This window comes from Streptomyces sp. NPDC003635 (assembly GCF_053587635.1).
This window is the reverse complement of sequence record NZ_JBSFOK010000006.1, coordinates 63,351-88,558: the sequence shown is the minus strand read 5'-3', so window position 1 is coordinate 88,558 and position 25,208 is coordinate 63,351. Positions and strand designations below refer to the sequence as shown.

Annotated in this window: 21 protein-coding genes, 1 tRNA gene and 3 pseudogenes; 8 read left to right on the top strand and 17 right to left on the bottom strand. The window is 71.2% G+C overall.

Annotated features, from left to right (window positions below; translation table 11 throughout):
* Positions 1-60: 60 nt before the first annotated feature.
* The 4 genes from ACWDRW_RS08135 to ACWDRW_RS08120 all read right to left on the bottom strand — a co-directional run bounded on the left by ACWDRW_RS08135 (position 61) and on the right by ACWDRW_RS08120 (position 5,083).
* Positions 61-1,710 carry an AMP-binding protein gene (locus ACWDRW_RS08135; RefSeq protein ID WP_451721463.1) on the bottom strand — a complete coding sequence of 550 codons (1,650 nt, stop codon included), beginning with the start codon at positions 1,708-1,710 and terminating at the stop codon, positions 61-63.
* A gap of 145 nt (positions 1,711-1,855) precedes the next feature.
* Positions 1,856-2,461 (bottom strand): lytic polysaccharide monooxygenase auxiliary activity family 9 protein, encoded by a 606-nt coding sequence (locus tag ACWDRW_RS08130; RefSeq protein WP_451721462.1) that lies wholly within the window; start codon positions 2,459-2,461, stop codon positions 1,856-1,858.
* Positions 2,462-2,562: 101 nt separating this feature from the next.
* Entirely contained in the window at positions 2,563-3,696 is a 1,134-nt protein-coding gene (locus ACWDRW_RS08125) for an SPFH domain-containing protein (RefSeq protein WP_451721461.1), read from the bottom strand.
* Between the two features lie 55 nt (positions 3,697-3,751).
* Complete coding sequence (locus ACWDRW_RS08120; protein ID WP_451721460.1) at positions 3,752-5,083, bottom strand: peptidoglycan-binding protein; 1,332 nt, start codon at positions 5,081-5,083, stop codon at positions 3,752-3,754.
* Between the two features lie 177 nt (positions 5,084-5,260).
* On the opposite strand from ACWDRW_RS08120, the gene ACWDRW_RS08115 reads away from it, so the two are divergent.
* The 3 genes from ACWDRW_RS08115 to ACWDRW_RS08105 all read left to right on the top strand — a co-directional run bounded on the left by ACWDRW_RS08115 (position 5,261) and on the right by ACWDRW_RS08105 (position 9,676).
* Positions 5,261-5,334: transfer RNA gene (locus tag ACWDRW_RS08115), tRNA-Lys, on the top strand.
* Positions 5,335-5,753: 419 nt separating this feature from the next.
* Positions 5,754-7,742, top strand: a complete 1,989-nt coding sequence (locus tag ACWDRW_RS08110; protein WP_451721459.1) for a glycosyltransferase family 2 protein — start codon at positions 5,754-5,756, stop codon at positions 7,740-7,742.
* Entirely contained in the window at positions 7,739-9,676 is a 1,938-nt protein-coding gene (locus ACWDRW_RS08105; protein WP_451721458.1) for a galactose oxidase-like domain-containing protein, read from the top strand. Before ACWDRW_RS08110 ends, ACWDRW_RS08105 begins: the two co-directional genes overlap by 4 nt.
* A 36-nt stretch (positions 9,677-9,712) precedes the next feature.
* On the opposite strand, the gene ACWDRW_RS08100 is transcribed toward ACWDRW_RS08105, so the two are convergent.
* Positions 9,713-10,729, bottom strand: a complete 1,017-nt coding sequence (locus tag ACWDRW_RS08100; protein WP_451721457.1) for a glycoside hydrolase family 6 protein — start codon at positions 10,727-10,729, stop codon at positions 9,713-9,715.
* A gap of 161 nt (positions 10,730-10,890) precedes the next feature.
* Here ACWDRW_RS08100 and ACWDRW_RS08095 point away from each other — a divergent pair, with 161 nt between their 5' ends.
* Positions 10,891-11,664, top strand: coding sequence for an ANTAR domain-containing protein (locus tag ACWDRW_RS08095; RefSeq protein WP_451721456.1), 774 nt, complete (start codon positions 10,891-10,893; stop codon positions 11,662-11,664).
* Positions 11,665-12,392: 728 nt separating this feature from the next.
* On the opposite strand, the gene ACWDRW_RS08090 is transcribed toward ACWDRW_RS08095, so the two are convergent.
* The 8 genes and pseudogenes from ACWDRW_RS08090 to ACWDRW_RS08055 form a co-directional block, all read right to left on the bottom strand.
* Entirely contained in the window at positions 12,393-13,058 is a 666-nt protein-coding gene (locus tag ACWDRW_RS08090; RefSeq protein WP_451721455.1) for a class F sortase, read from the bottom strand.
* Positions 13,059-13,060: 2 nt separating this feature from the next.
* A complete protein-coding gene (locus ACWDRW_RS08085) occupies positions 13,061-13,603 on the bottom strand; it encodes a hypothetical protein (RefSeq protein ID WP_451721454.1) in 543 nt (180 codons plus the stop codon).
* A gap of 103 nt (positions 13,604-13,706) precedes the next feature.
* The gene (locus ACWDRW_RS08080; RefSeq protein ID WP_451721453.1) at positions 13,707-14,486 is read right to left on the bottom strand and encodes an HAD-IIA family hydrolase; all 780 of its coding nucleotides are present in this window, start codon (positions 14,484-14,486) and stop codon (positions 13,707-13,709) included.
* 76 nt (positions 14,487-14,562) lie between these two features.
* A pseudogene (locus ACWDRW_RS08075) lies at positions 14,563-15,035 on the bottom strand (alkaline phosphatase family protein); the annotation flags it as partial.
* A pseudogene (locus tag ACWDRW_RS08070) lies at positions 14,996-15,198 on the bottom strand (2-aminoethylphosphonate ABC transport system ATP-binding subunit PhnT); the annotation flags it as partial. The pseudogenes ACWDRW_RS08070 and ACWDRW_RS08075, both read right to left, overlap by 40 nt.
* Before the next feature lie 65 nt (positions 15,199-15,263).
* Positions 15,264-15,632 (bottom strand): annotated as a pseudogene (locus ACWDRW_RS08065) (GntR family transcriptional regulator); the annotation flags it as partial.
* A gap of 31 nt (positions 15,633-15,663) precedes the next feature.
* On the bottom strand, positions 15,664-16,434 hold the full coding sequence (locus ACWDRW_RS08060; RefSeq protein WP_451721452.1) for a hypothetical protein: 771 nt from the start codon (positions 16,432-16,434) through the stop codon (positions 15,664-15,666).
* A gap of 373 nt (positions 16,435-16,807) precedes the next feature.
* Positions 16,808-17,884 carry an ROK family transcriptional regulator gene (locus tag ACWDRW_RS08055; RefSeq protein WP_451721451.1) on the bottom strand — a complete coding sequence of 359 codons (1,077 nt, stop codon included), beginning with the start codon at positions 17,882-17,884 and terminating at the stop codon, positions 16,808-16,810.
* Between the two features lie 82 nt (positions 17,885-17,966).
* On the opposite strand from ACWDRW_RS08055, the gene ACWDRW_RS08050 reads away from it, so the two are divergent.
* Together ACWDRW_RS08050 and ACWDRW_RS08045 are read left to right on the top strand one after the other, a co-directional pair.
* Entirely contained in the window at positions 17,967-19,034 is a 1,068-nt protein-coding gene (locus ACWDRW_RS08050; protein ID WP_451721450.1) for a Gfo/Idh/MocA family protein, read from the top strand.
* Positions 19,031-19,540, top strand: coding sequence for a heme-degrading domain-containing protein (locus ACWDRW_RS08045; protein ID WP_451721449.1), 510 nt, complete (start codon positions 19,031-19,033; stop codon positions 19,538-19,540). Before ACWDRW_RS08050 ends, ACWDRW_RS08045 begins: the two co-directional genes overlap by 4 nt.
* Positions 19,541-19,555: 15 nt before the next feature.
* Here ACWDRW_RS08045 and ACWDRW_RS08040 read toward each other — a convergent pair whose 3' ends face one another.
* From ACWDRW_RS08040 to ACWDRW_RS08025, 4 genes are all read right to left on the bottom strand, one after another.
* Complete coding sequence (locus ACWDRW_RS08040; protein ID WP_451721448.1) at positions 19,556-20,407, bottom strand: fumarylacetoacetate hydrolase family protein; 852 nt, start codon at positions 20,405-20,407, stop codon at positions 19,556-19,558.
* A 119-nt stretch (positions 20,408-20,526) separates the two neighbouring features.
* A complete protein-coding gene (locus ACWDRW_RS08035) occupies positions 20,527-21,216 on the bottom strand; it encodes a YidC/Oxa1 family membrane protein insertase (protein ID WP_451721447.1) in 690 nt (229 codons plus the stop codon).
* 87 nt (positions 21,217-21,303) lie between these two features.
* Complete coding sequence (locus ACWDRW_RS08030; protein ID WP_451721446.1) at positions 21,304-21,627, bottom strand: DUF6412 domain-containing protein; 324 nt, start codon at positions 21,625-21,627, stop codon at positions 21,304-21,306.
* A 37-nt stretch (positions 21,628-21,664) separates the two neighbouring features.
* Positions 21,665-22,411, bottom strand: a complete 747-nt coding sequence (locus tag ACWDRW_RS08025) for a class E sortase (RefSeq protein WP_451721445.1) — start codon at positions 22,409-22,411, stop codon at positions 21,665-21,667.
* Positions 22,412-22,651: 240 nt separating this feature from the next.
* Here ACWDRW_RS08025 and ACWDRW_RS08020 point away from each other — a divergent pair, with 240 nt between their 5' ends.
* On the top strand, positions 22,652-24,124 hold the full coding sequence (locus ACWDRW_RS08020) for a glycoside hydrolase (RefSeq protein ID WP_451721444.1): 1,473 nt from the start codon (positions 22,652-22,654) through the stop codon (positions 24,122-24,124).
* 57 nt (positions 24,125-24,181) lie between these two features.
* Positions 24,182-25,204, top strand: coding sequence for an SEC-C domain-containing protein (locus ACWDRW_RS08015; RefSeq protein WP_451721443.1), 1,023 nt, complete (start codon positions 24,182-24,184; stop codon positions 25,202-25,204).
* The last annotated feature ends 4 nt before the right edge of the window (positions 25,205-25,208 follow it).

Sequence of the window (25,208 nt, the reverse complement as noted above, 5' to 3'; positions counted from 1 at the left end):
GGGCGGGGCAACTCACACCACGGCTGGGGGTCTGGGGGTCGCCCCCCAGAAGATGCAGCATCAGCGGGTCCGGGGTTCGAGTCCCTGGCGGCGCACCTTTGAAGGGCCTCTCGTGGAGACGAGGGGCCCTTCGGTGTCTTTCGGGGGCAGGGGGCGGTACGTCGGTTCGCCGGGTGGGCGCCACCACACGGGGTCCGGGCAGTGGACGCCCTCTCGGCGCAGCAGGGCTCGGTGGATCTTGTTCGTGGCCGTCACCGGCATGGCGTCCGTCACTCGGACGAACCTCGGGGCCATCTTCGTGCCGAGGTCCGGCTGGGAGCGCAGGAACTCCGTGAAGCCCAGCGGGTCGAACGTTCCGGCGAGGGTCGCCATCACCTGGTCCCCGGTCACCGGATCCGGCACCGCGTACACGGCGACGGCACGGGCACCGTCGTACCGGGCGAGGATGTTCTCGATCATCGCGGCGGCCAGGTTCTCCCCGTCCACCCGCAACCGGTCGTCCGCCCGCCCGGCGAAGTACAGGTAGCCGTCGGTGTCCCGGTAGAACAGGTCCCCCGTCCAGTACGCCCCGCCCCGCCGCCGCTCGGCCTCCGCCCCCGGATTGCGCCAGTACCCCTCGAAGGGGCTCGGCCCCCGGTTGACCAGCTCCCCTATCGACTCGTCCCCGTTCAGCAGCCGCCCACCGGAGTCGAAGCACGCGGCCGGACACTCCTGACCCGTCTCCGGGTCGAGTACGACGAGACCGGGCACCGCCCGCCCCACCGCACCCGCCGGCGTCCCCGGCGACCACTGGATCGCCGCGCCGCCCTCCGAGGAGCCGTATCCCTCCACCAGCCGCACCCCGAACCGCCGCTCGAAGGCCGCCGCGTCCGCAGCCCCCGCCTCGGTGCCGAAGCCGAGCCGTAACGGGTTGTCGCGGTCGTCGGCGCGGGGCTCGGTGGCGAGGACGTACTGGATCGCCCGGCCGACGTAGGTGAAGTAGGTCGCCCCGCAGGCCCGTACGTCGGGGAGGAAGCCGGACGCCGAGAAGCGCCGCCGCAGCGCCACGCCGGCGCCCCGGGCGAGCGCGGGGGCCCAGTCGGCGATGACCGCGTTGCCGTGGAACATCGGCATGCAGATGTAGTGCACGTCCTCGGGCCCGACCCCGAACTGCCCGGCCAGCGACTCCCCGGCGGCGGCCAGGCGGCCCTGGGTGCAGATCGCCGCCTTGGGGGCACCGGTCGAGCCGGAGGTGAAGTAGAGGAGGAGGCGGTCGCGCGGGGTGGCGCGGGAGGGGTCGGGGCGGGCGGCGGCGTAAGGCGCGAGGAGGGCGTCGTACTCCTCGGAGCCGGTCAGCAGCAGCCGTACGCCGGGCAGGTCGAGGCCCTTGAGGAGCGGGACATGCGTCGGCTCGGTGATCAGGACGCGGCACTCGGTGTGCAGGATGTCCCGGGCCAGTTCGGGGCCTCTGCGGGTGGTGTTGAGCCCGGCGACCGCAGCGCGGGCGAGGGCGGCGGCGGCGAGCCAGAGCGGGTACTCCTCGATGTTGTCGAGGAGGAGCCCGAGGTGCGGCTCGGCGCCGGGCGGCAGCAGGTCGGCCAGCAGCGCCGCGCGGGCGGCGGCCCCGGCGGCCACCTCGTGATGACTCAGCACCCTCCCCTCGCACCACAGTCCCGGCCGGTGGTCACCCCAGCGCGCTCCTACGAGTTCGGCGATGCTCGTAAAATCCATGAGCGCGCACGGTAGTTGACATACCGTCAGATGTGGAGGGCTACGGCGTCAGCCCCACCCACGCAACGGTTTCCCGCACGCCGTCCAGCCAGGTGACGTGCGGGAAACCTGCCCGCGGGGGGTGCCGGAGTCGCTCAGGCGGTGCTCAGAACGTGACGTCCGAGCAGGCGTAGAAGGCGTTGCCGGTGTCGTTGATCGTCCACACCGCCAGGATCACGTGTCGTCCGCTGAGCCCGGACGGCAGCGTGCCGCTGTGCGAGAGCGTGGACGGCGGCCGCTGACCGTTGTACGGCACCGTCAGGAACGGGGTGAGGTTGAGGTCGGAGCGGGCCAGGTTGTGGTTCTGGTTCCAGCCCTGCTTGGTCACGTAGTACTTGAAGTCCGTCGTGGCGTGCATGGCGGTGAACTGCCAGCGGAACGTGTAGCTCTGGCCGCCCCTGACACTCGTGGCCGGCCAGGCGCCGCCCGACGGGGTGCGCGGTGCGCTGAGCTGGCTGAACTGGCCCAGCCCGGCGTTGCATATCTGCCCGTCGGCGGGGCCGGAGCCCGGGAAGCCCTTGGGGCCCTCGACACTCTGCGGCTCCCACTGGATGGAGCCGCAGTTGGTCACGGTGCCGTTCTGGCAGAGCTTCTGCCTGCTGATGGGGAGGTCGGTGTAGCCGTGGCCTGTGGCCCCGCCGGACGAGAGCACCAAGGCTCCGGTGGTGGCGAGACCGACCACGGCGGCAGACAACTTGGTCTTTCTGCGCATGCTGCCGCTCCTGGGAACGTGGGGGATGTTCAGTGAGCTGTGCAGGGTAGGTCTAGACCAAGTCTGAGAGTATGGCCGTTAGTTGAACATGTCCATACCAATCACGAGCCCGATTCCCCGCGCCCGGCGCAGAAGGCGACCGTCAGGTCCTTCACGAGCGCCTTGCGTTCGTAGTCGTCGAGTTCGACCAGGCCCCGCATGGTCAGCCGGGTCACCGTGTCCTCCACCGAGTCCACCACCGAGGTGAGCATCGAGGCCCGGTGCTGGGCGTCCAGCGCGGCGATCCGGCGCCGGTGCATGGCGGCGGCCACCTCGGGGGCGTACTCGACCCGGACCGGCTGCACCGAGAAGACCTCGACCCCGATGGGCGCCGCGTCGGTGGCCACCAGCCGGGTCAGCGTCTCCCCCGCCGCGTCCACGGTGCCGCGCCCCGACCCCGGCGTCTCCACCGGAACCCGCGCCAGCGCCGCCTCCACGCACTCGCGCAGGTACGCCTCGTGGTCCTCCACGCCCAGCGTCGCCCGCGCGGTGTCCCGCACCCGCCACACCGCGAGGACCACCACCCGCAGCGCGACCCCGCTCGCGTCCGCAGCCGGCATCGGCTCACTGCGCCAGTGCCGCAGCCGTACGTCCACCCGGCGGCGCAGCAGCATCGGGTTGACCCACATCAGCCCGGTGCGCCGGACCGTCCCGCGGTAGCGGCCGAACAGGCCGAGCACCCAGGCCCGTCCGGTCCGGCCCCGGGCGAGTCCGCCGAAGCCGACCAGACCCAGGGCGCCGGCCCCCGCGTAGGCCGCCCACTGGGCGGGGCCGAGGGCCGCGCCCGCGTACGACGGCAGCCGCAGAGCCTCCAGCGCCAGCGGCGGCAGGGTCCCGGCCCACCAGGAGGTGACCGCGCAGCCCGCGAGCCCGCAGGCCCCGGCGAGCACCCCGGCCGCCCCCGGCAGCACCCGCGCGGGCCGCTCGACCAGCTGGGGGTCCACGTCCGGCACCGACCGCGCCCGCGCGGCGGCCGGCCGGCGCAGGCGGGGCTGTTCCCCCGTCCCCTGCCGTCGGCTGACGACCGCCGGCTTCAACGGGACGGACACCGGGTCGGGCTCGTCACGGAAGAGCAGATGGACCGGGATCTCGGTGGTGACCTCGTTCTGGATCAGCCGCGCGGGCCGGGGGGCCGGGTGCTCGGGACGGCCCTCGGACTCCGGTGTCGGCGGTGTGGACGAAGTGGTCGTGCTCATGCGTGCCTCCAGCCTCCGCGCCAGATGCGTCACAACAGGTGTTCGGGAAAGGCATTCAGGAAAAGAGCCGCCGCCAGGTCTCCGGGCCCGGGTAGCCGTCCGCCGCGCCGCCCCGCCAGCCCTGGGCACGCTGGAAGGCCTCGACGTTCCGCCGGTCCGCCTCGCCCCAGCGCGGCCCGGGACCGGTCGTGTAGTGCTTGCCGAACCCTTTCTTCACGAGCTGCTTCCCGAGCAGCGTGACGTAGGAGTTGTTCGCCCCGGGCCGCAGCAGCGCCCGCCCCGGATACCCGGGCACCCCGTGCGAGGCGGGTGGGGCCGCCGGTCCGCCGTTCACGTCCCGGCCGCCCCCGGTGACCAGCAGTTCCCAGGTGCGCGGCCCCGGCAGCCCGTCCGCGTCCGGGCCCCACCAGCCCTGTGCCCGCTGGAAGGCCTGGGTGGCCCGCCGGTCGGCGTCCGACCAGCGCGGCCCGGGACCCGAGGTGTAGTAGCGGCCCGCTCCGCGCTCGACGAGCATGCGGCCCAGCCGGGTGACGTACTTGTTGTGGGCCCCGGGCCCGAAGTAGGCCCGCCCGGGGTAGGGCGTCGAGCCGGGCTCCCCGGCGTCCGGCCGCTCGCTGCCGGGCGTCTCGGTGTCCGGCGCGGAGCCCGCCGTACCTCCGGCGAGGCCCTTGTAGCGGTAGGCGACATAGCGGTCGGAGTGGCTCCAGTAGGCGTACGGGGTGGACTGCCTGCGGGCGTGCGGGCGGGTCGACTCGTAGGCGATGTAGTAGGTGTGCGTGTAGTCCGTCCAGCCGCCGAAGATGACGACGTGCGAGCCCTTCTCGGGGTCCGCCGGGTTGTGGAACAGCAGGATGTCGCCGGGCTGGAGGTCGTCCTTCGGGATCCGCACGCCGTACTGGTCGAGCGATCCGGTCCACTCGTTGCCGGGCAGGTTCCAGGCCATCGAGACGAACCCCGAGCAGTCCTGTCGGTACCCGTCCGACCAGTACTGGGACATGCTGTACGGCACCCGCGCCGCGACCCACAGCTTGGCCCGCCGGATGATGTCCGCGCGGGTGGTCGTGGGCGCCTTGGCGGGCTTGGCCGGGACCCCGCCCGGGCCGTGCAACGGGGCCTTGCTCCCCTGGGGGGTGTCGGGCTCGTCGGCGCCGGGGAGGCCCGCCGGAAGGCTCGGCCGGCCGGGGGACTGCGAGGTGGCGAGCGCCGGTACGGCGTGTCCCGCGCCGAGCGCCGCTGTGGCGGCGGCCGCCACGATCACCGTGCGGTGGGCCGGGTGGGCGCCGGTGCGGCCCGCCGCGGAGTGCGGCAGGACGCGGCGCCAGTGGACGCATCCGGGGCACTCGCAGTCGTTCGCGGGGTCGAATTCCTCGAAGACCGGAGTCCCCATGCGATGCCCCTCACATTCCGGATGGAAATGTCCGCGTGTGTACACATTCGTCAGTTTCTCAACCGTGTTCCGCGCGCGCATGTTGACGGTCCGAATGATGTACGGGGCCACCCGGGGGCCCGACGGGCGCTGGTCGGGAGCACCCTCCCAGGTCAGGTAGAGTTACGACGTCAGCAGGCGCCGCTAGCTCAGTTGGTTAGAGCAGCTGACTCTTAATCAGCGGGTCCGGGGTTCGAGTCCCTGGCGGCGCACCGACCGAGAAGCCTCCCGCGTGAGCGGGGGGCTTCTCGTACATCCGGACAGGGTGTCCACAGGCAGTCCACACGACCCCCACAGACGCCACAATGAACGCGTATGACCGGTAAACACCGCGTTTCGCATCTTGCGATCATGCTGAACGCCGTAGAACCCTGGTTCTTCAAGATGCTGCGGTTACGCGGCAGTTGGGGGGCAAGGAGCCGGTTGCCCGATTCGGCGGGGAGAGGGGCCCCGTTCACGATCGGATGCCGAGGGGGGCATCATGCAACCGGAAGGTCGCGGTTCCATGTCTATGAAGTGGAAGACGTGGTGACTGTGACCCACCACTGATACGTCTGTGAAGGTCGAGGGGGACCGCAACAGACGAAGGAACCGACAGACACGCGGCGACCCGCGTGTGGGGGGATGACTCATGACGTCGACGCCGACGGGCGCCCGGCCGAACTCCGACCCGTCACAAACCACTCAGCTCAGAGTGCCTACGCACCGGACCGGGGCGTTCCGGCGGATCAAGAAGACGCTGCCGAAATACGACTACGAGCACTACAGCAGGCTGGCCGGTCCCCTCACCCAGCCCGACCCGAACAAGCCGTACCGGGTCCAGTACCGCTCGCTGATCTCGCAGGAGCCGCACCGGATCAGGGTCGCGCTGATGCTCGCGGCCGCGCCGCTGCTCTCGCTGGTCCTGCTGGCCTGGCTGCTCCAGCCCGAGCACTGGACGGAACGCGACTACCCGGCCTACGACTTCCTGCCGACGCTCGACGTCGTCATGCTCGTCTCGATCGGTCTGATCGAGTTCTTCCGCTGCATGAACGTCCTGTCGAACGCGCACGCCACCCTGGTCGCCCGCGACCCGATCCCGGTGGTGCCCGAGACCGGCACGAGAGTGGCCTTCCTGACCTCCTTCGTGCCCGGCAAGGAGCCGCTGGAGATGGTGACGAAGACCCTGGAGGCGGCCGTCAAGCTGCGCCACCGGGGCCTGCTGCACGTCTGGCTGCTCGACGAGGGCGACGACCCGGCGGTCAAGGAGGTCTGCGCCCGGCTCGGCGTGCACCACTTCTCCCGCAAGGGAATCGCGAAGTGGAACCAGTCCAAGGGCCCGCACCGCGCCAAGACCAAGCACGGCAACTACAACGCCTGGCTGGACGCGCACGGCGACGACTACGACTACTTCGCCTCCGTCGACACCGACCATGTCCCGCTCCCCAACTACCTGGAGCGCATGCTCGGCTTCTTCCGCGACCCGAACGTCGGCTTCGTCATCGGCCCGCAGGTCTACGGCAACTACGACAACTTCGTCACCAAGGCCGCCGAGTCCCAGCAGTTCCTCTTCCACGCCCTCATCCAGCGCGCGGGCAACCGCTACGGCGCCCCGATGTTCGTCGGTACGTCGAACGCCGTACGCATCAAGGCGCTGAAGCAGATCGGCGGTCTGTACGACTCGATCACCGAGGACATGGCGACCGGCTTCGAGATCCACCGCCACAAGAACCCGGCGACGGGCAAGAAGTGGCGCTCGGTCTACACCCCGGACGTGCTGGCCGTCGGTGAGGGCCCGAGCGCCTGGACGGACTTCTTCACCCAGCAGATGCGCTGGTCGCGAGGGACGTACGAGACGATCCTCAAGCAGTACTGGAAGGGCTGGTACTCGCTGCCGCCGAGCAAGCTCTTCAACTACACCATGATGATCATCTTCTACCCGATGTCCGCCCTGAACTGGATCCTCGCGGCCATCAGCTGCGCCCTGTTCCTGGGTCTCGGCGCCTCGGGTGTGGACATCGACCCGACCATCTGGCTGATGCTCTACGGCAACGCCTCCGCGCTGCAGATCGGCCTCTACGTCTGGAACCGCCGCCACAACGTCTCGCCGCACGAGCCGGAGGGCTCCGGCGGTGTGGCCGGCATGGTGATGTCCGCCCTCTCCGCGCCGCTGTACGCCAAGGCGCTGATCGACTCGGTGCTGCGCCGCAAGAGCAAGTTCGTCGTCACCCCCAAGGGCGACTCCGCCAGCCCCGACCGCTGGTTCGGAACCTTCCGGTACCACTGGTACTTCATCCTGATCTTCGGCGCCTCGATCGCCGCCGGTTTCGTCTACGGGCACTCGCACCCCGCGATGGTCATCTGGGCGACGTTCGCCATGCTGATCACGGCCACGCCGATCTTCGCGTGGCGGCACATGCTCCGGCAGGCGAAGAAGAAGCCGCCGACCCCGGCCGAGCCGGACACGGCCACGCCGGTCGTGCCGCACCAGGCTCAGCCGCAGCCGCTGCCGGCCCAGGCGGGCGGTCACCACAGCCCGCAGCACAAGCCGAGTTGGGCCGCCGCCCAGCAGCCCTCGGCCGGCGGCACCGACCAGACCATGCAAATCGCCCTGGGTGGACTTGGGGGACGTAAGGAATGAAAGACCAGGCCGGCCGCCGCCGTGTCCGTCGACTCGCGATAGGCACGGCGGTGGTGCTCGCGCTGGCCGGGATGAACGGTCCGTGGCTCTACCGCTTCGGCACCGAGAAATACCACCAGTACCAGATCAACAGACCGGAGTACAAAGCCGACAACGGTCACTGGGAGATCGTCGACTTCCCCGAGGAGTACCGGCAGAACACCATCCACGCGGCGCTGCTGCGCACCGGGAAGGTGCTGCTCGTCGCGGGCTCCGGCAACAACCAGGAGAACTTCGACGCGAAGAAGTTCGACACCCGGATCTGGGACCCGGTCAAGGGCACCATCAAGAAGGTGCCGACCCCGAGCGACCTGTTCTGCACGGGGCACACGCAGCTGGCGAACGGCAATCTGCTGATCGCCGGCGGCACCAAGCGGTACGAGAAGCTCAAGGGCGACGTCACCAAGGCCGGCGGCCTGATGATCGTCCACAACGAGAACCCGGACAAGCCGATCACCCTGCCCGCGGGAACCAAGTTCACCGGCAAGGAGAACGGCAAGACGTTCGTCTCCAAGGACCCGGTGCTGGTGCCGCGCGCCAAGAAGGTCTTCGACCCGGACACCGGCGCGTTCCTGCGCAACGACCCGGGTCTCGGCCGGATTTACGTAGAGGCGCAGAAGAGCGGCTCGAAGTACGAGACCGGCACCGAGGACAACTACCGGGTGCAGGGTCTGTCCGGTACTGACGCGCGTAACACGTACGGCATCGCGCAGAAGCTGGCACTGGACAAGAAGGACTTCCAGGGCATCAGGGACGCCTACGAGTTCGATCCGGTCGCCGAGAAGTACATCAAGGTCGACCCGATGAAGGAGGCCCGCTGGTACCCGACGCTCACCACCCTGAGCGACGGGAAGATCCTCAGCGTCTCCGGGCTCGACGACATCGGGCAGTTGGTGCCGGGCAAGAACGAGGTGTACGACCCCAAGACCAAGAAGTGGACGTACACCGAGAAGGTCCGGCAGTTCCCGACCTACCCGGCGCTCTTCCTGATGCAGAACGGCAAGGTCTTCTACTCCGGCTCCAACGCGGGGTACGGCCCTGACGACGTCGGGCGGGACCCCGGTGTCTGGGACGTGGAGACCAACAAGTTCACCAAGCTTCCCGGCCTCAGTGACGCCGATCAGCTGGAGACCTCCGGGACCGTGCTGCTGCCTCCGGCGCAGGACGAGAAGTACATGGTGATCGGCGGCGGTGGCGTCGGCGAGTCCAAGCTGTCCAGTGAGAAGACGCGGCTGATCGACCTGAAGGCCGACAGCCCGAGGTTCGTGGACGGGCCGTCGATGGAGAAGGGCACGCGGTACCCGCAGGCCTCCGTGCTGCCCGACGACACCGTGCTGGTGTCGGGCGGCTCCGAGGACTACCGCGGGCGCGGGGACTCCAACATCCTCCAGGCGCGGATCTACGACCCCACCGCCAACACCTTCGACCAGGTCGCCGATCCGCTGGTCGGGCGGAACTACCACTCCGGTTCGGTGCTGCTGCCCGACGGCCGCGTGATGTTCTTCGGGTCGGACTCGCTGTACGGCGACAAGGCGAACACCAAGCCGGGCGAGTTCGAGCAGCGGATCGAGATCTACACGCCGCCGTATCTGTACCAGGGGTCCCGTCCGTCGCTGTCCAAGGGGACGGAGACCATCAAGCGGGGCGAGACGGGGACGTTCACCTCGCAGCACGCCTCGTCGATCAAGAAGGTACGGCTGATCCGGCCGAGCGCGGCGACGCATGTGACGGACGTTGACCAGCGGTCCATCGCGCTGGACTTCAAGGCCGAGGGCAACAAGGTGACGGTGACCGTGCCGGAGAACAGGAACCTTGTTCAGGCCGGCTGGTACATGTTGTTCGTCGTGGATGACCAAGGAGTGCCGTCGAAGGCCCAGTGGGTCAGGGTTCCCTGAGGTCGAGCCCCGCGCCCCTCTCGGGGCGCGGGGAACTCACTTGGAGGCCTTGGCCAGTCCGAGCGCGTACTCCGCCCACCACTCGCCCGCCTTCGGACCGCCCTTGCACTCGCCGTCCGACTCGCCCGGGCGCTTGACCCAGACATACGCGTCCACCAGCGGGTCCGCCGTCTTGGTCGTCGGCGTCTCCCCCAGGGCCCGGCCCGGCGGATTGCACCACCGCTCGTTCGGGTCGCCCTCCTCGTACGGGCCGTTGCCGTTGCGGCTGGTGTCGATGACGAAGGGCTTGTCGCCGACCTTGGCCGAGAGCGTCTTGCCGTACTCGATGGACTTCTCGGTGGTGTAGAAGTTCGAGACGTTGACCGAGAAGCCGTCCGCCTGGTCGATGCCGGCCCATTTCAGCGGCTCGAAGATCTGGTCCGGGTTGCCCCAGCCCGCGTTGCCCGCGTCCAGGTACACCTTGGTGTTCTTCAGCGACTTGAGCTTCTCCACCGCGCCCTTGAGGAGGTCGTAGCGCTCCTCGTGGAACTCGTCCGGAGTGCAGCCGTCCACCAGGTGCAGGACCGCGTCCGGTTCCAGGATGACCGTCGCCGAGCGGTCGCCGATGCCCGCCGCCACGCCGTCGATCCAGTCGCGGTAGGCGTTGCCGTCGGCGGCGCCGCCCTGTGAGTACTGGCCGCAGTCGCGGTGCGGGATGTTGTAGAGCACCAGCAGAGCCGTACGGCCCGCCTTGTCCGCGGCCTCGGTGTAACCGCGGGCCTCTTCCTCAGGGCTCTCCGGGCCGATCCACTCGCCGGTCGGCTGCTCGGCGATCTTGCGGATCTGCTCGGCGTCGGCGTCCTTGCCGTCCTGCTCGTAGTCGGCCACCTGCTGGGCCGCGTTTCCGTCGGGATTGACCCAGAACGGGTCGATCTCCTTGGGCTGCTGGGTGATTCCGGCGCCGGCACTGTCCGGCTCGTCACCACCGTCGTCGGAGGAGCATCCCGAGATCAGCAGCGCCGCCCCCAGCACCACCGCGGACGCGCCCTTCCGGGCCCCCCTACTGCCGTACATCCAACTCCCCCTTGGGTGCACTGTTCCAAGCCTCAATCCTGACATACGCGTCCTGAGACCCACGAGGTCGGTCGGGCCTTGTCCGAGAGCTGTTACACCCCTGGGGGTGAGGGTAGGTGCGCCGCTGAGCGGGGAGGGCGTCAGGGGAAGGGACGTGGGCCATGCAGTGCACCCCTCGGGAGACCCGGCTGGCCGCCGCGCTCGTGGAGGCGGCGGACACGCTGACCGACGGATTCGAGACAGCCGACTACTTACAACGCGTCTGCGACCACTGTGTGGACCTGCTGAGCGCGCGGGCCGCCGGGTTCATGCTGATCGACGGGGGCCGTACCGTCTCGCTGGCCGGGAGCAGCCGGCAGCGGGAGCTCGCGCTCGACCTGCTCCAGGCGCAGTCCGGCGGCGGGCCCTGCCTGGACAGCTACGGCACCGGGAAGCCGGTGCCGCCGGTCTCCCTCAGCGTCGCGCACGCCGGTTCGCGCTGGCCGGTGTTCACCGAGCGAGCGCTGCGGCACGGGGTGGCGGCGACCTTCGCGGTGCCGCTGCGCCGCCGCGAGACGCTGCTGGGAGCGCTGAACGTGTTCGTGCCGACACTGCCCGAGGACGCGGGAGGCGGCGACGGTGAGCTGCGGCTGGCGCAGGCGCTGGCCGACGCGGCGGCCGTGGGCCTGCAGAACCAGCGGACGTACGCCCGGTACCGCACGCTGGCGGGCCAGTTGCAGGAAGCGCTGTCCAGCAGGGTCCGCGTCGAGCAGGCCAAGGGCATGCTCGCGGAACGCTGGCAGACCGGCGCGGACCAGGCCTTCGTGGCGCTGCGGCAGTACGCGCGGCGGCGCCGACTGCCGCTGGACCGGGTCGCGCAGGCCGTCATCGACCGAGTCGCGGACGACGCGGAACTGCGGCGCGAGGCCGGTGACGGGCCGCAAGAGCGGCCGTAGACGCGGCTTCGGGCCGAGGGCACGACAGGTGACCGGCCGCAGACAAGGACTCCGGACCGAGGTGCGCCGGGTGGGTGGTCGCAGGCAAGGCCTCCGGGCCAGGGTGCGGCGCATGGACGGCCGCAGACAAGGACTCCGGGCCCAGGTGCGGCGCGTGGACGGCCGCTGACAAGGACTCCGGGCCAAGGTGCGCCGCATGGACGGCCGCTGACAAGGACTCCGGGCCCAGGTGCGGCGCGTGGACGGCCGCTGACAAGGACTCCGGGCCAAGGTGCGCCGGGTGGGTGGTCGCAGGCAAGGACTCCGGGCCCAGGTGCGGCGCGTGGACGGCCGCAGACAAGGACTCCGGGCCCAGGTGCGCCGGGTGGGTGGTCGCAGACAAGGACTCCGAGCCAAGGTGCGGCGTATGGGTGGCCGTAGGCAGGGCTTCGGGCCGAGGGTGTGATGGGTGGGTGGTCGTCGAGGGGGCTCTAGGCCACGGCTCGCATCCGTCATAGAGTCGTGTGAGACGGCCCCAGCCCCCGGCCTGTCGCCTCTCTCCGTGATGACCACCCCAACCTCCCGCGCCTGTCGCCGGGTTACTCCCGCAGCCCGAGCGCGCGCGGTCGAGGGCCGGCCCGGTCGGCGGCTTCGGGGGGAGCGGGCCGTCGACCGGGCCAGGTGGCCTTCTTCCAGCCTCGCCGCACAGGTGGCCTTCTCCCGCCCTTGCCGCGCGGGCCGTTGCCCCCTCACAGGCCCGTGCCCGTGAGGTACGCCGACACCACGACGTTCGCCGTGTAGCTGCGGCTGGCCCGGTCGAAGGTGCCGCCGCAGGTGATCAGCCGGAGTTCGGCGCGGCCTCGCTCGCGGGGCCCGTAGGCCTGGCGGGCGTCGAAGCGGTCGCGGGTGACCACCTGGACGTCGTCGACGGTGAACTCGGCGGCCCGGCCGTCGTCGCGGATGACACGGACCGTCTGGCCCGGCTTCAGCGCGCTGATCTTGTAGAAGACGGCGGGCCGGGTCTCGGTGTCGACGTGCCCCACCAGCAGCGCGGTGCCGGACGCCCCGGGCGCCGCGCCGGCGGCGTACCAGCCGACGACGCCGGGCTGGTCGAAGGGCGGTGGGTCGACGGCGCCCTGCGGGTCGAGGCCGCGGGCCACCACGGGGGCCTGCACGCCGAGTCCGGGTATGTCGACGCGCTGGGGAAGGGCGTCGCCGAGCGGCTGGGCGGGGGGCGGCATGGCGACGTCGGGCGGGCGGCCCACCGCCGCCATGTCGCCGGTGGTGGGCGTGGATGTCCCGTGTCGTACGTCGGTGGCGTCCCGTCCCCACAGCCACAGCCCGAGCAGCAGGACGGCCCAGGCGGTGGCGGTGAGCAGACGGCCGGAGAGCCGTGCACGCGGTTGTCCGGACATGGTCAGTCCGTCCCGCGGCTCCGGCGGGCGCTTCTGAGCGCCACGGCCGTCGCCGCGACGCCGGCGAGGACGAGACCGATCACGGCGTGCGTCCGGCCGGGGCCGGTGGTGTCGTCCCCGTTGTCGGCGTCGGCCTCGGCGAGCCGGACCGCCGTACCGCCGCCGCCCGCCTTCACGGGGGCGACCGGCGAGGCCGGGGTGGCGGGCGTCTTCCCCACCGGCAGGGACACCGTCCTCTTGACGTCACCGCAGGTGACGGTGACGTCGTAGCTCCCGATCTCCAGGGAGGACCGGATACGGCTCTCGCCGATGAGGGTGCCCTCGGCGCCGCTGACGGTGAGCTTGACGTCGGTGACGAAGGCGGCCGAGAACGCGCTGGCCGTCTTCTCGGCGCAGCCCGTGACGCGCAGCGCGACATCACCGCCCGGGGTGGGCGAGGCGGGGTTCACCGAGATGCCGCCCCCGTCCGCCGCGTGTGCCCCCGGGGTGAGCGCGAGGACGGCCGCGGCCGCGCCCGCACAGAGAGTGACTTTTATTGAGCCCATCGTGAACCTCCAGTTACTTGGAGGCTCCTCCTGGGCGCCGGACCCCGCATCCTCAGCGGGGCCCGACTGCTCCGTACGGGTCGAATCGTGGCCTCAGGGGTTTTCAGACCCGGTCGACGAGGTCCGCGATGGAATCGACGATCTGGGACGGCCGGTAGGGGAAGTTCTCCACCTGCTCCGGCCGGGTCAGCCCGGTGAGCACCAGGAAGGTCTGCATCCCGGCCTCCATGCCGGCCAGGACGTCGGTGTCCATGCGGTCACCGATCATGGCGCTGGTCTCGGAGTGGGCGCCGATGGCGTTCAGGCCGGTGCGCATCATCAGGGGGTTCGGCTTGCCCGCGAAGTAGGGCTGCTTGCCGGTCGCCTTGGTGATCAGGGCGGCGACGGCGCCGGTCGCGGGGAGCGGGCCCTCGGTGGAGGGGCCGGTCTCGTCGGGGTTGGTGCAGATGAACCGGGCGCCCTCGTTGATCAGCCGGACCGCCTTGGTCATGGCCTCGAAGGAGTAGGTGCGTGTCTCACCGAGGACGACGTAGTCCGGCTCGTGGTCGGTGAGGATGTAGCCGATGTCGTGCAGAGCCGTGGTGAGCCCCGCCTCGCCGATCACGTAGGCCGAGCCGCCGGGCCGCTGGTCGTCCAGGAACTGGGCGGTGGCCAGGGCCGAGGTCCAGATGGACTCGATCGGCACCTCCAGGCCCATGCGCCGCAGCCGGGCGTGCAGGTCGCGCGGGGTGTAGATGGAGTTGTTGGTGAGGACCAGGAACGGCTTTCCGGACTCACGCAGCTTCTTGATGAACGCGTCGGCGCCGGGGATCGGTACGCCCTCGTGGATGAGCACACCGTCCATGTCGGTGAGCCATGACTCGATGGGCTTGCGGTCTGCCATGTGCGGGACTCCTGGCGTACGTACGAAGGTGAGCGGAGGGCGCCGGAACCACGGCGTACCGACGCCCTCAGCCTAATCAGGAAGTGCTCACCCTGACCCCGTCGATCACCCAGTACCAGTTGTTGGCGCCGGTGCAGAGGAAGCGGAAGCTCACGCTGGCGGCCCCGGCGGGGACGGGTACGGAGAGGGACTGCGGCTGGGAGACGACGTCCGAGGTGTAGCTCTCGACGACGGCCGGGGTGCCGCCGTTGTCGGAGTCGGCGAGGGCGAACACGCCCCGGGACCGGACGTTGAGCTCACGGGACTGGTCGCGCTGGGTGCGGGACCAGAACTCGTCGGTGGCGAAGGACCAGCCGCTGGGCGGGGTGTGCGGGCGGAGAGGGTGAGCGCGTCGACGGGGTCGGTGGACCGCTGCTGGATCGGCTTGCCGTCCAGGCCCCAGGCCGGGTCGACGGCGATGCCGAGCTGCTTGAGGACGGTGGGCACGACGTCGACGAGCCGGGTGTCGGCGGGGCCCGGTGCAGCTCCCGCGGCGTCCCGCATGCCTGGAGGCGCGCGCTGTCCATGACCGCGATGCGGTCGGCGAGGGTGAGCGCCTCGACCTGGTAGTGGGTGACGCAGAGGATCGACACGTCCGGCAACTCGCGGTGCGGCGCGTCAGTTCGGCGAGCATCCCGGAGCGCAGGCGGGCGTCGAGGGCGGAGAGGGGTTCGGCCATGGCTCAAGGTGCCAGACGGCCTCGCCGCGGGTGAGTCCGGTCTCGGCGGCCAGCGCCTACGGGCAGGGGAAGCGGTCGAGTGTGACGAGGGTACGGCCGGGGGTGCGGCCCTGGCGCCGTACGCCCTCGGCGTAGCTGGCGAGCGAGAGCGGCTGTTCCAGCTTCGGGCCCGCGACGACCGTGCCGCGCCCCTGCCGGCGCAGCTTGCCCTCCAGCACGAGTTCGCGCAGCGCCTGCCGTACGGTCTCGCGGGCGACGTCGTACTCCTCGGCGAGATCGCGTTCGGTGGGGATGGCCCTGCCCTCGGGAAGTTCCGCCACGAGCCGGTCGATGCGCGCCTTCACCGCGTAGCACTTCGGGATGCGTCCGTGCTCGGGGATGCCGGAGCGGACGGGGGCGCCGGGGGCCTGGTCGTTCGGGTAGTCCACGCAGGGAGCGTGTCAGACGTCCCCGGTGGGCTCAGCGCCGCCTCCGGGCGATCAGCAGCGCTCCGCCGGTGACGAGCAGCACGGCGAACGTCGCGGCGAGGGCGGTGGCGGGGGTGCCGGTGCTGGCGAGCTCCTCGGCGAAGGGGAGGCGGGGGGCGGTGGATCGACCGGGGTCCGCGGTGGCGGTGGTGGGGGGCTCGGAGGCGGAGCCGGCTTCGGAGGCGGAGTCGGAGGCGGAGTCCGAAAGGGATTCGGATTCGATGCCGAACCGGTAGTCGTTGGACTGCCCGATCCAGTCCCCGTCGTCGTCGTGGCGCTGCACCACGGCGGCGTTGGCGGTGACGCGGTTGGGAACGGCGTCGGAGGTGACGGCGAGCCGCACCTTCACGGTGACGGTCTTGCCGGGCCCGACCGTGAACCCGTCCTCGGCCGCCCCGCCGAAGGCCCCGACGAGTTCGTCCTCGTCGGTGGTCTCGAACCGCACGGGGTGGGGCCGGTCGCCGACGTAGTACTCCAGCCGGGGCTGGGCGGCCGTGAGCGCCCGCCGGTCGTCGACGAGCACCACGACGGGGTGCACGTTCTCGCAGGTCACGTCGGTCTTGTTGCGCAGCTCCAGATACCAGGTGCCGAACCCGCCGCCGGCCTCGTACGACCCGGGCCCGCCGCGGATCCGGGTACTGAGCGGAAACGACCGCCCGTCGGACGCGGCACAACCGCTCTCCGGCCCGGCGGCGTGCGCGACCCCGGGCGCGGCGACGAGAGCGAGGGGAAGGAACAGGGACACGGGGAGGAACAGTCGCATGAACACATGACCATGCCGGAGAACTCGCCCGACAGGCGTACGCCGCTCCCAGGAAGCCGCCGTTTCCCCCCGAACGGCCCTGCCGTGCCAACGCCGTGCGGCGAGTACGGGCCGGCAGTACCCACGGAACTCCCGCCGAACCCGCCGTATCCGCCCAACGCCCCCTCCACGCCACCGCCGCGCGATAACTACGGGCCGACCGTCCCCACCGGACTCCCGCCGAACCCGCCGTATCCGCCCAACGCCCCCGCCACGCCACCGCCGTACGGCGAGTACGGGCCGACCGTACCCACCGGAGTCCCACGTGACGTCGTGAAGTCCGCCTCGCCCACCCCGGCGGAGCCCCGCATCCGCACGCGGCCCTCGCCGGCCGTCACCCCACCCCGCGCCCGAACAGGGGTGCGAGCACCAACTGCGCCGCCCCCTCCGCGACTTCCCGGCCCCCTCCCGGAGCGAGCCGAACCGGTACCGGCTGCTCGCCGACTCTCCGGCCGCGTTCCTCGAGGACGGCCGCGGCGCCTCGTACGAAGCACTCCGGACGGGCCGCCACCGTACGGCCGCCCAGCAGCACCACGTCGATGTCCAGCAGCGCCACCAGGTTCCCGGCACCCGTGCCGAGCACCCGCGCCGCCTCCTCGAAGTCCCCGCGTTCCACCGCCGCCAGACACAGCGCCTCCACGCACCCCCGGTTCCCGCATCCGCACACCGGCCCGTCCAGTTGCACCACCTGATGCCCGAACTCCCCCGCCCCGGTTCTGGCCCCCCGACGCACCGCGCCGCCCAGCACGATCCCCCCACCGAGCCCGGCCCCGAAGTGCAGATACGCGAACGACTCCGCCACCCCGCCGACCGCCAGACCCACCGCCGCCGCGTTCGTGTCCTTGTCCACCACCACCGGCACCCCGCCAAGCCCCCGCTCCAACGCCTCCCGGATCGCGAAGCCGTCCCACTCGGGGAACCCGGTGACCCGGTGCAGCACCCCCCGCGCGTGATCCAGCGGCCCGGGCAGCCCCACCCCCACGCCGATCAAGGTCCCCGCGTCCCCGAGCAGCGCCCCCACCTCACCGACCACGCCCTCGACGACCGCCCGCTGCCCGGCCCGCAGCCCCAGCCCGGCGCGCCGCTCGGCCACCACCGCGCCCGTCAGATCGACCAGCACCACCCGCAGCGCGTCCCGGTCCAGATGCACCCCCACCGCGTGCCCGGCCTCCGGCACCAGCCGCAGCACGGTCCGCGGCTTGCCGCCCGTGGACGCCCGCCGCCCCGCCTCCGCGGCCAGCCCCTCCGTCCGCAAGCGCGCCGTGATCTTGCTGACGGCCTGCGGGGTCAGCCCGATCCGCTCGGCCAGCTCGAGTCGGCTGATGCCGTCCGGACCGGCCGTGCGCAACAGATCCAGCACCAGCGCGGTGTTGTGGCTGCGCAGGGCCGGCAGATTCACGCCCTGGGTCACCGGGTCACGTCCTTCGTCCTGCTCATAGGCCCATTCTCCCCACCGCTTGCACTTTGGCAACAGCGTTGCGAAAGTAGGAACCATGACTGGCACACCCCTCCGCACCGGCCTGATCGGCTACGGCCTCGCCGGCTCCGTCTTCCACGCCCCGCTGATCGCCGCGACCGAGGGCCTCGCCCTCGACACGGTCGTCACCGCCAACCCGGAGCGGCAGGAGCAGGCCCGCGCCGAGCACCCGGACGTCCGGATCGCCGCGACCCCCGAGGAGCTGTTCGCCCGCGCCGACGAGCTCGACCTGATCGTCATCGCCTCCCCGAACAAGACCCACGTCCCGCTCGCCACCGCCGCACTCAAGGCCGGCCTCCCGGTCGTCGTCGACAAGCCGGTCGCGGGCACCGCCGCCGAGGCCCGCGAGCTCGCGGCGCTCGCCGAGGAGCGCGGACTGCTCCTGTCGGTCTTCCAGAACCGCCGCTGGGACAACGACTTCCTGACCCTGCGCAAGCTCATCGCCGAGGGCGAACTGGGTGACGTGTACCGCTTCGAGTCCCGCTTCGAGCGCTGGCGCCCGCAACTCAAGGGCGGCTGGCGCGAGTCGGGCGACCCGGCAGAGATCGGAGGTCTCCTCTACGACCTCGGCAGCCACGTCGTCGACCAGGCCCTCGTCCTCTTCGGCCCCGCCGCCTCCGTCTACGCCGAGACCGACGTCCGCCGCCCCGGGGCCGAGACGGACGACGACACGTTCATCGCCATCACCCACACCAGCGGCGTCCGCTCCCACCTCTACGTCTCCGCCACCACCGCCCAACTCGGCCCCCGTTTCCGGGTCCTCGGCTCCAAGGCGGGCTACGTCAAGCACGGCCTCGACCCCCAGGAGGCGGCCCTGCGCGACGGTGTGCGCCCCGGCGCCGACTGGGGTCTGGAGCCCGAGTCCCTGTGGGGCCGCGTCGGTTCCGGCGAGTCCCCGCTGACCGGCGGAGGGCGCCCGGAACCGACCCTCCCGGGCGACTACCCCGCGTACTATGCGGCCGTGGCCAGGGCCCTTTCCGACGGCGGCGCCAACCCGGTGACCGCGCTGGAGGCGGCCGCCGCCCTCGACGTACTGGAGGCGGCCCGCCGTTCGGCCCGCGACTGTGTGGCGGTGACGCTGTGACGCACAACAACGGGATCACGCCGAAGTTCACCCCGGAGATCACCCCGACCATCGAGGAGCTCCAGGCCCAGGAACGCCGCCTGGTATTCCGGGAGTTCACCGAGGAGGACGCCTGGCGACTCGGCTCGCTCCTGGTGGACATGGCCCGCGAGCGCCAGGCCCCGGTCGCCGTCGACATCCACCGCGCCGGCCAGCAGCTCTTCCACGCCGCGCTCCCCGGGGCCACGCCGGACAACGACGCGTGGATCGCCCGCAAGCGCCGGGTGGTGGAGCGCTACCACTCCTCGTCCTACCTGGTCGGCGCGCGGTCCCGGGCCAAGGGCACGACCTTCGAGGACTCCTCGCGCCTGGACCCGGACACGTACGCGGCGCACGGCGGCTCCTTCCCGCTCACGGTGGAGGGCGTCGGCGTGATCGGCGCGGTGACCGTGAGCGGACTCCCCCAGCTGGAGGACCACCGTTTCGTGGTGGAGGCGCTGGAGGAGTTCCTGGGCAAGAGCCGGTAGGCAGGTGGGGAGGGGCTAGGCGCTCTTGAGCTCCTGCCGCTGGCGGCCCAGCCCCTCGATCTCCAGCTCCACGACGTCCCCGGCCCGAAGGAACGGCTTCGGCTCGGGCTGCCCCATCGCGACCCCGGCCGGCGTACCCGTGTTGATCACGTCGCCGGGGTACAGCGTCATGAACTGGCTGACGTATCGCACGACTTCCCCCACCGGGAAGATCTGCTCGGCGGTCGTCCCGTCCTGCTTCAGCTCCCCGTTGACCCACAGCTTCAGGGACAGGTTCTGCGGATCCGGCACCTCGTCGGCGGTCACCAGCCAGGGCCCGAGCGGATTGAACGTCTCGCAGTTCTTCCCCTTGTCCCAGGTCCCTCCCCGCTCGATCTGGAACTCCCGCTCGGACACGTCGTGCGCCACCGTGTACCCGGCGACATGCCCGAGCGCCGCCTGAGCGGACTCGACGTACCGGGCCGTACGCCCGATGACGACGGCCAGTTCGACCTCCCAGTCGGTCTTCACCGACCCGCGAGGCACCAGCACGGTGTCATGCGGTCCTACGACCGTGTCCGCGGCCTTGAAGAAGATGACGGGCTCGGCGGGCGGCTCGGCCCCCGTCTCGCGGGCGTGGTCGTGATAGTTCAGCCCGATGCACACGACCTTCCCGATCCGCCCGACCGGCGGCCCGATCCGCAGCCCGGTCGCGTCCAGCACCGGCAGCTGACCGGCGACCGCACGGATGCGCCCCAAAGCCTCCTCGTCGGCGAGCAGCGGTCCGTCGATGTCCGGCACGACGCCCGACAGGTCCCGCAGAACCCCCTCGGCGTCGAGCAGCGCGGGCGTCTCCGCTCCCGCCGTACCGACTCGCAGCAGCTTCATGGTCACAATCTCCCTCGATCGCGGGGCGCCCGCCGACGGGTGCAGCCATCGGAGGACTGGTCGATCCTCCAAGGTCGGAGTCCAGTCCGCAATACCCGGTTCACGTACTGGACCGTAGGTCAGCGGTACAGAACGGCTCGCTCCACCGCCGCCCAGGTCGTACTGGTCACCACGTACAGCGCGGCGGCCAGTGGTACGACGGCCACGGTGATCAGCGTGAAGAAGGACATGAACGGCATCACCTTGCCGATCGCACCGGCACCGGGGGTGTCCATCGCGGGCGCGCTGTCGGCCAGGGTCAGCTTGGCCCGCCGGTAGCTGAAGACGGCGACCGCGCCGACGAGCAGGAACAACCCCAGATACACGAGCCCGGCCGCCCCTCCCCCGCTGAGCGCGTCCGTCAGGCGTCCGCCGAGGGGCGCGGCGAAGAGCTGGTGGTCGAGGAGCGCATTGGGCCTCCCGCCGATCTCCGAGCTGGAGAAGAGATGGAAGAGGAGGAGGAACGCGGGCGCCTGGCACAGCCCCGGCAGACAGCCGGCCAGCGGCGACACCTGGTGCTCGGAGTGCAGCTCCAGCACGGCCCGCTGCAGCTTCTCGGGGTGCTTGGCGTGCTTGCGGCGCAGTTCGGCGATCTTCGGCTGGAGCGCGGCGCGGGCCTTCTGGCCCCGGGCGGCGGCCCGGGACAGCGGATGCACGAGCAGCCGTACGAGCGCGGTGAACAGGACGATCGCGACGGCGGCCGCGGAGCCGTGGAACAAGGGCTGGAGCAGCTCCGCGAGCTGCTCGACAAGCTGGGCGAAAACGGACATGGGTGAGCCCTTCGGGTCTCGTCGTGCCGGGATACGGGAATGGCGGCATGACGACCCGCGCGGGGTCACTCGGTGGCGGTGCTGCCCCTACGCGACGGTCGTCGAGGAGGCGAGACCAGGGGCTCGGGGCCGGGTGCGCCCCCTGGCGTCGGGGTCGCGTTGCGGCAGGAAGGCCGTACGGCGGTCCCGGTCGCGGATGGCCGTACGGACCCGGGTGGGCGGCACGGCGGGCGCGCAGCGCGCGGCGATGACCGAGCAGACGGCGAGCGCGGACCCGGCGGCGGCGGTCGCGGCGAGGGCGACGGTCGCGAAGAGGCTGCCGGAGTCGAGCAGCAGGACGTCGAGGAAGAGGGTGAGGAGGAGGGCGGGGAGGACGAGAGCGGGACGCGGACCGGCCCAGCGCTTGATCATCGGCTTTCCCTCCCCTCCCGGTTGCCCTTGTTATACCTCAACGCGCTCGTGCCGAGAGAAGTGTCCCCCACACCACCAGCCGGTACCGGGAGGTGAATTGGGGCGTGCAGGTGGTCAGGGTGAGGTAGTACCCGGCCGCCCGGTATCCGCGCCCGGGGTGGACGAGGCTGCGCGGCACGGCCCCGATGACCCCGGTGTCGTGCGCGGAGGTCCGCGCGAGGGTCTGGTCGACGGCGTACGTGTACACGGCGGCCTTCGTCTCCACGACGATCTCGTCGCCCTTGCCGAGCCGGTCGAGCCGCCGGAAGGGCTCGCCGTGGGTGTTGCGGTGCCCGGCGAGGGCGAAGTTGCCGGGGCGGCCGGGCTGTTGGGTACCGGGGTAGTGGCCGACGTGACCCTTGTCGAGGACGTCGGCCGTGCCGATGCCTTCGGCGACGGGGACGCGCAGGCCGAGGCGGGGGATGGTGAGGATGGCGTAGGCGCGGGACGGGGTGGGGGCCGGCCCGGCCCGGACGTCTGCCCCCTGGGAGGGAGCGGGAGTGGCGCCGGTGGGGGCCGAGGTCCTCCGCGGCTGGGCGGGGGCGCCCCACTCCCGCTCCAGCGCCGCGACCTCGCGCCGGGCCTCCGCCTTGGCCTCGCGGTTGGTCCACCAGAGCTGGTGGACGACGAGGAGCAGCAGGACGAGGCCGACGGTGACGAGGAGTTCGCCGCCCGTCCAGAGGGCGCGGTGGCGCAGGGCGCGTCGGCGGCGGGTGCTGTGCTGGACGACGAGGGGTCCCCGCATGTGCGGCCTCCTAGGGGTGCGCCTCCTTCATCGCGGGGCCCGCACGATAGGGCGGCGGGGTCGAAGTCACCAGAGTTCCGGAGCCGTTCGAGACTTCGTACACGGGTTTGAGAAAGGGCTGTCGCAACTCTCGACACGGCCGGGAGCCGGGCCCGATGCTTCCTGATGGCATGTACGGGACACGTGCCGGAAGGCGTGTGCCGAGGCGGACGCCTTCGTGACGAGCGAGGCGGAGGAGTCATGATCAGACGCAGAACTCTGCTGACCGCGACGGGCGGAGCGGTCCTGGGCAGCGCCCTGGCCACCGGCACCGCACACGCGGACGCGACGATCGCGGTCAACCCGAATACGAGGTACGGCACTTGGGAGGGCTGGGGAACCTCCCTGGCCTGGTGGGGCAATGTCTTCGGCACCCGGGACGACTTCGCCGACCTCTTCTTCACCACCAAGTCGGTCACGTACAACGGCACTTCACTGCCCGGCCTGGGCCTGAACATCGCCCGCTACAACCTGGGCGCGTGCAGCTGGAACACCGTGAACGGCGAGACGATGGCCGAGTCGCCGAACATCCCGGCCTTCAAGCAGATAGAGGGCTTCTGGCAGGACTGGACGAACGAGGACCCCACCTCCTCCGCCTGGGACTGGACGGCGGACGCGGCACAGCGGGCGATGCTGGTGAAGGCGACGCAGCGGGGCGCGATCACCGAGCTCTTCGCCAACTCCCCCATGTGGTGGATGTGTTACAACCACAACCCGTCCGGCGCCGCGGACGGCGGCAACAACCTCCAGACCTGGAACCACCGCCAGCACGCCTCCCACCTGGCGGCGGTGGCTCTGTACGCGCGGACGAACTGGGGCGTGAACTTCGCCACGGTCGACCCCTTCAACGAGCCGGCGTCGACCTGGTGGACGGCCACCGGCACCCAGGAGGGCTGCCACCTGGACCCGGCGGTGCAGGCGGCCGTACTGCCGTACATGGGAAGCGAGTTGGACAAGCGCGGCCTGACCGGGGTACGTGTCTCGGCCTCGGACGAGACGAACTACGACACGGCACGCTCGACGTGGGCCTCCTTCGGCTCCGCGACCAAGGCGCTGGTGTCACAGGTGAACGTGCACGGCTACCAGGGCACGGGCGGCCGCAGGGACCTTCTGTACACGGACGTGGTGACGACGTCGGGCAAGAAGCTGTGGAACTCGGAGACGGGAGACGGCGACGGCACGGGCCTGAGCATGGCCCGCAACCTCTGCTACGACTTCCGCTGGCTGCACCCCACGGCCTGGTGCTATTGGCAGGTGATGGATCCCTCGACGGGGTGGGCCATGATCGCGTACGACGCGAGCACGCTCCAGCCGACGACCGTACAGCCGAAGTACTACGTGATGGCCCAGTTCAGCCGCCACATCCGCCCCGGCATGACGATCCTCGACACGGGAGTGAGCTACGCGGTGGCGGCGTACGACGCGACCGCGCGCCGCCTGGTGATCGTGGCGGTGAACACGGCCACCACCGCCCAGACCCTGACCTTCGACCTGTCCCGCTTCACGACGGTGACGGGCGGCTCGGGAGGCCTGGTCCCGCGCTGGAACACGGTGACGGGAGGGGGCGACATGTACCGCGCGTACACGGATGTGCACGTGAGCGGAAAGTCGGTGAGCGTGCCGTTCGCGGCGGGGTCGGTGCAGACGCTCCAGGTGGACGGGGTGACGATCTAGACAACTGCGGGCAGCGGCCGGGGCCCATTGTCACCGCCGGGCAGTACGGTGTCGTGCATGCGCCCCGACACGCCTGCCGAGAACGTCGACCACACCGCCGAAGCGGCACGCCTGGAGCGGACCGCCGGCCTGTACCCCGAGGACGCCGAAGCCCTGCTGCTGCAGGCGGCGGCTCACCTGGAACTGGCCGGTGACCGCCCCGCCGCGAGCACGCTCTACGACCGCCTGCTGTCGTCCGACGGTTCCCTGGAGAACCCCTACCTGGTCCGCGCCCTGAAGGCGTCGAACCTGTGGGAGTACGGCCATGAGGCGGAGGCTCGCGCGATCATCGAGGGAGTCCGGTCCGCGGCCCCTCGTGACCCGGCACCGTGGGTGATCGTGGCGGAGGCACTGGAGGCCCACGACGAGCTGGAGGCGGCGCAGGAGACGTTCACGGAGGGAGTGACGCTGGTCCTGACGCACGTGGCGGAACCCCCGTACTCGACGCATCCGCTGTTGTTCGGCCGCCACCGGGTCCGCAGGATGCTGGGCGCGGCGCACGACGACTGGGACATGCTGGCGGACACCCTGCACGCCTCCTCGGCCGCCCCGGTCTCCCTTGACGAGCTGCACGACCCCAAGCGGGTCTGGTCCCTGGGCTCGAACAACCCGGCGGAACTGGAGGCGGAGATCAGCCGCCTGCGAGCGGAACTCGGCGCGTACCGGGAGGCGTTGTCCCGCCCGTTCCCGGTGGCGATCCTGCACTGGCCGGCGGAGGAACTGACGGAGCTCCTGTCGTCGTACCCGGCGCTGGCGGAGGAGTACCCGTCCCACGAGACCCACCTCGCGACCATAGAGGCCTCCCTGCGCGAGCTGGCCTCCTCCGGCACCCCGAACCTGGGCATCGTGACCGGCACGGTCCCGTCCTACGAGGCCTTCGCGGCATCGGAGGGAACGACGCCGGGCGACGCATCACTGCTCCCCCAGTACGCGACGACGCTGGCGGCGCGGGGGCGGGCGGTCGAGTGGCCGCCGCAGCGGGGGGCGACTTGCTGGTGCGGGTCGGGGCGGGGCTACGGCGACTGTCACGGTTCTCAGTGACCTG

Bases quoted from the DNA above. Each gene is read 5' to 3' on its own strand.
- ACWDRW_RS08135 (WP_451721463.1), bottom strand. From the start codon at position 1,710: ATGGATTTTACGAGCATCGCCGAACTCGTAGGAGCGCGCTGGGGTGAC.
- ACWDRW_RS08130 (WP_451721462.1), bottom strand. From the start codon at position 2,461: ATGCGCAGAAAGACCAAGTTGTCTGCCGCCGTGGTCGGTCTCGCCACC.
- ACWDRW_RS08125 (WP_451721461.1), bottom strand. From the start codon at position 3,696: ATGAGCACGACCACTTCGTCCACACCGCCGACACCGGAGTCCGAGGGC.
- ACWDRW_RS08120 (WP_451721460.1), bottom strand. From the start codon at position 5,083: ATGGGGACTCCGGTCTTCGAGGAATTCGACCCCGCGAACGACTGCGAG.
- ACWDRW_RS08110 (WP_451721459.1), top strand. From the start codon at position 5,754: ATGACGTCGACGCCGACGGGCGCCCGGCCGAACTCCGACCCGTCACAA.
- ACWDRW_RS08105 (WP_451721458.1), top strand. From the start codon at position 7,739: ATGAAAGACCAGGCCGGCCGCCGCCGTGTCCGTCGACTCGCGATAGGC.
- ACWDRW_RS08100 (WP_451721457.1), bottom strand. From the start codon at position 10,729: ATGTACGGCAGTAGGGGGGCCCGGAAGGGCGCGTCCGCGGTGGTGCTG.
- ACWDRW_RS08095 (WP_451721456.1), top strand. From the start codon at position 10,891: ATGCAGTGCACCCCTCGGGAGACCCGGCTGGCCGCCGCGCTCGTGGAG.
- ACWDRW_RS08090 (WP_451721455.1), bottom strand. From the start codon at position 13,058: ATGTCCGGACAACCGCGTGCACGGCTCTCCGGCCGTCTGCTCACCGCC.
- ACWDRW_RS08085 (WP_451721454.1), bottom strand. From the start codon at position 13,603: ATGGGCTCAATAAAAGTCACTCTCTGTGCGGGCGCGGCCGCGGCCGTC.
- ACWDRW_RS08080 (WP_451721453.1), bottom strand. From the start codon at position 14,486: ATGGCAGACCGCAAGCCCATCGAGTCATGGCTCACCGACATGGACGGT.
- ACWDRW_RS08060 (WP_451721452.1), bottom strand. From the start codon at position 16,434: ATGCGACTGTTCCTCCCCGTGTCCCTGTTCCTTCCCCTCGCTCTCGTC.
- ACWDRW_RS08050 (WP_451721450.1), top strand. From the start codon at position 17,967: ATGACTGGCACACCCCTCCGCACCGGCCTGATCGGCTACGGCCTCGCC.
- ACWDRW_RS08040 (WP_451721448.1), bottom strand. From the start codon at position 20,407: ATGAAGCTGCTGCGAGTCGGTACGGCGGGAGCGGAGACGCCCGCGCTG.
- ACWDRW_RS08035 (WP_451721447.1), bottom strand. From the start codon at position 21,216: ATGTCCGTTTTCGCCCAGCTTGTCGAGCAGCTCGCGGAGCTGCTCCAG.
- ACWDRW_RS08030 (WP_451721446.1), bottom strand. From the start codon at position 21,627: ATGATCAAGCGCTGGGCCGGTCCGCGTCCCGCTCTCGTCCTCCCCGCC.
- ACWDRW_RS08025 (WP_451721445.1), bottom strand. From the start codon at position 22,411: ATGCGGGGACCCCTCGTCGTCCAGCACAGCACCCGCCGCCGACGCGCC.
- ACWDRW_RS08020 (WP_451721444.1), top strand. From the start codon at position 22,652: ATGATCAGACGCAGAACTCTGCTGACCGCGACGGGCGGAGCGGTCCTG.
- ACWDRW_RS08015 (WP_451721443.1), top strand. From the start codon at position 24,182: ATGCGCCCCGACACGCCTGCCGAGAACGTCGACCACACCGCCGAAGCG.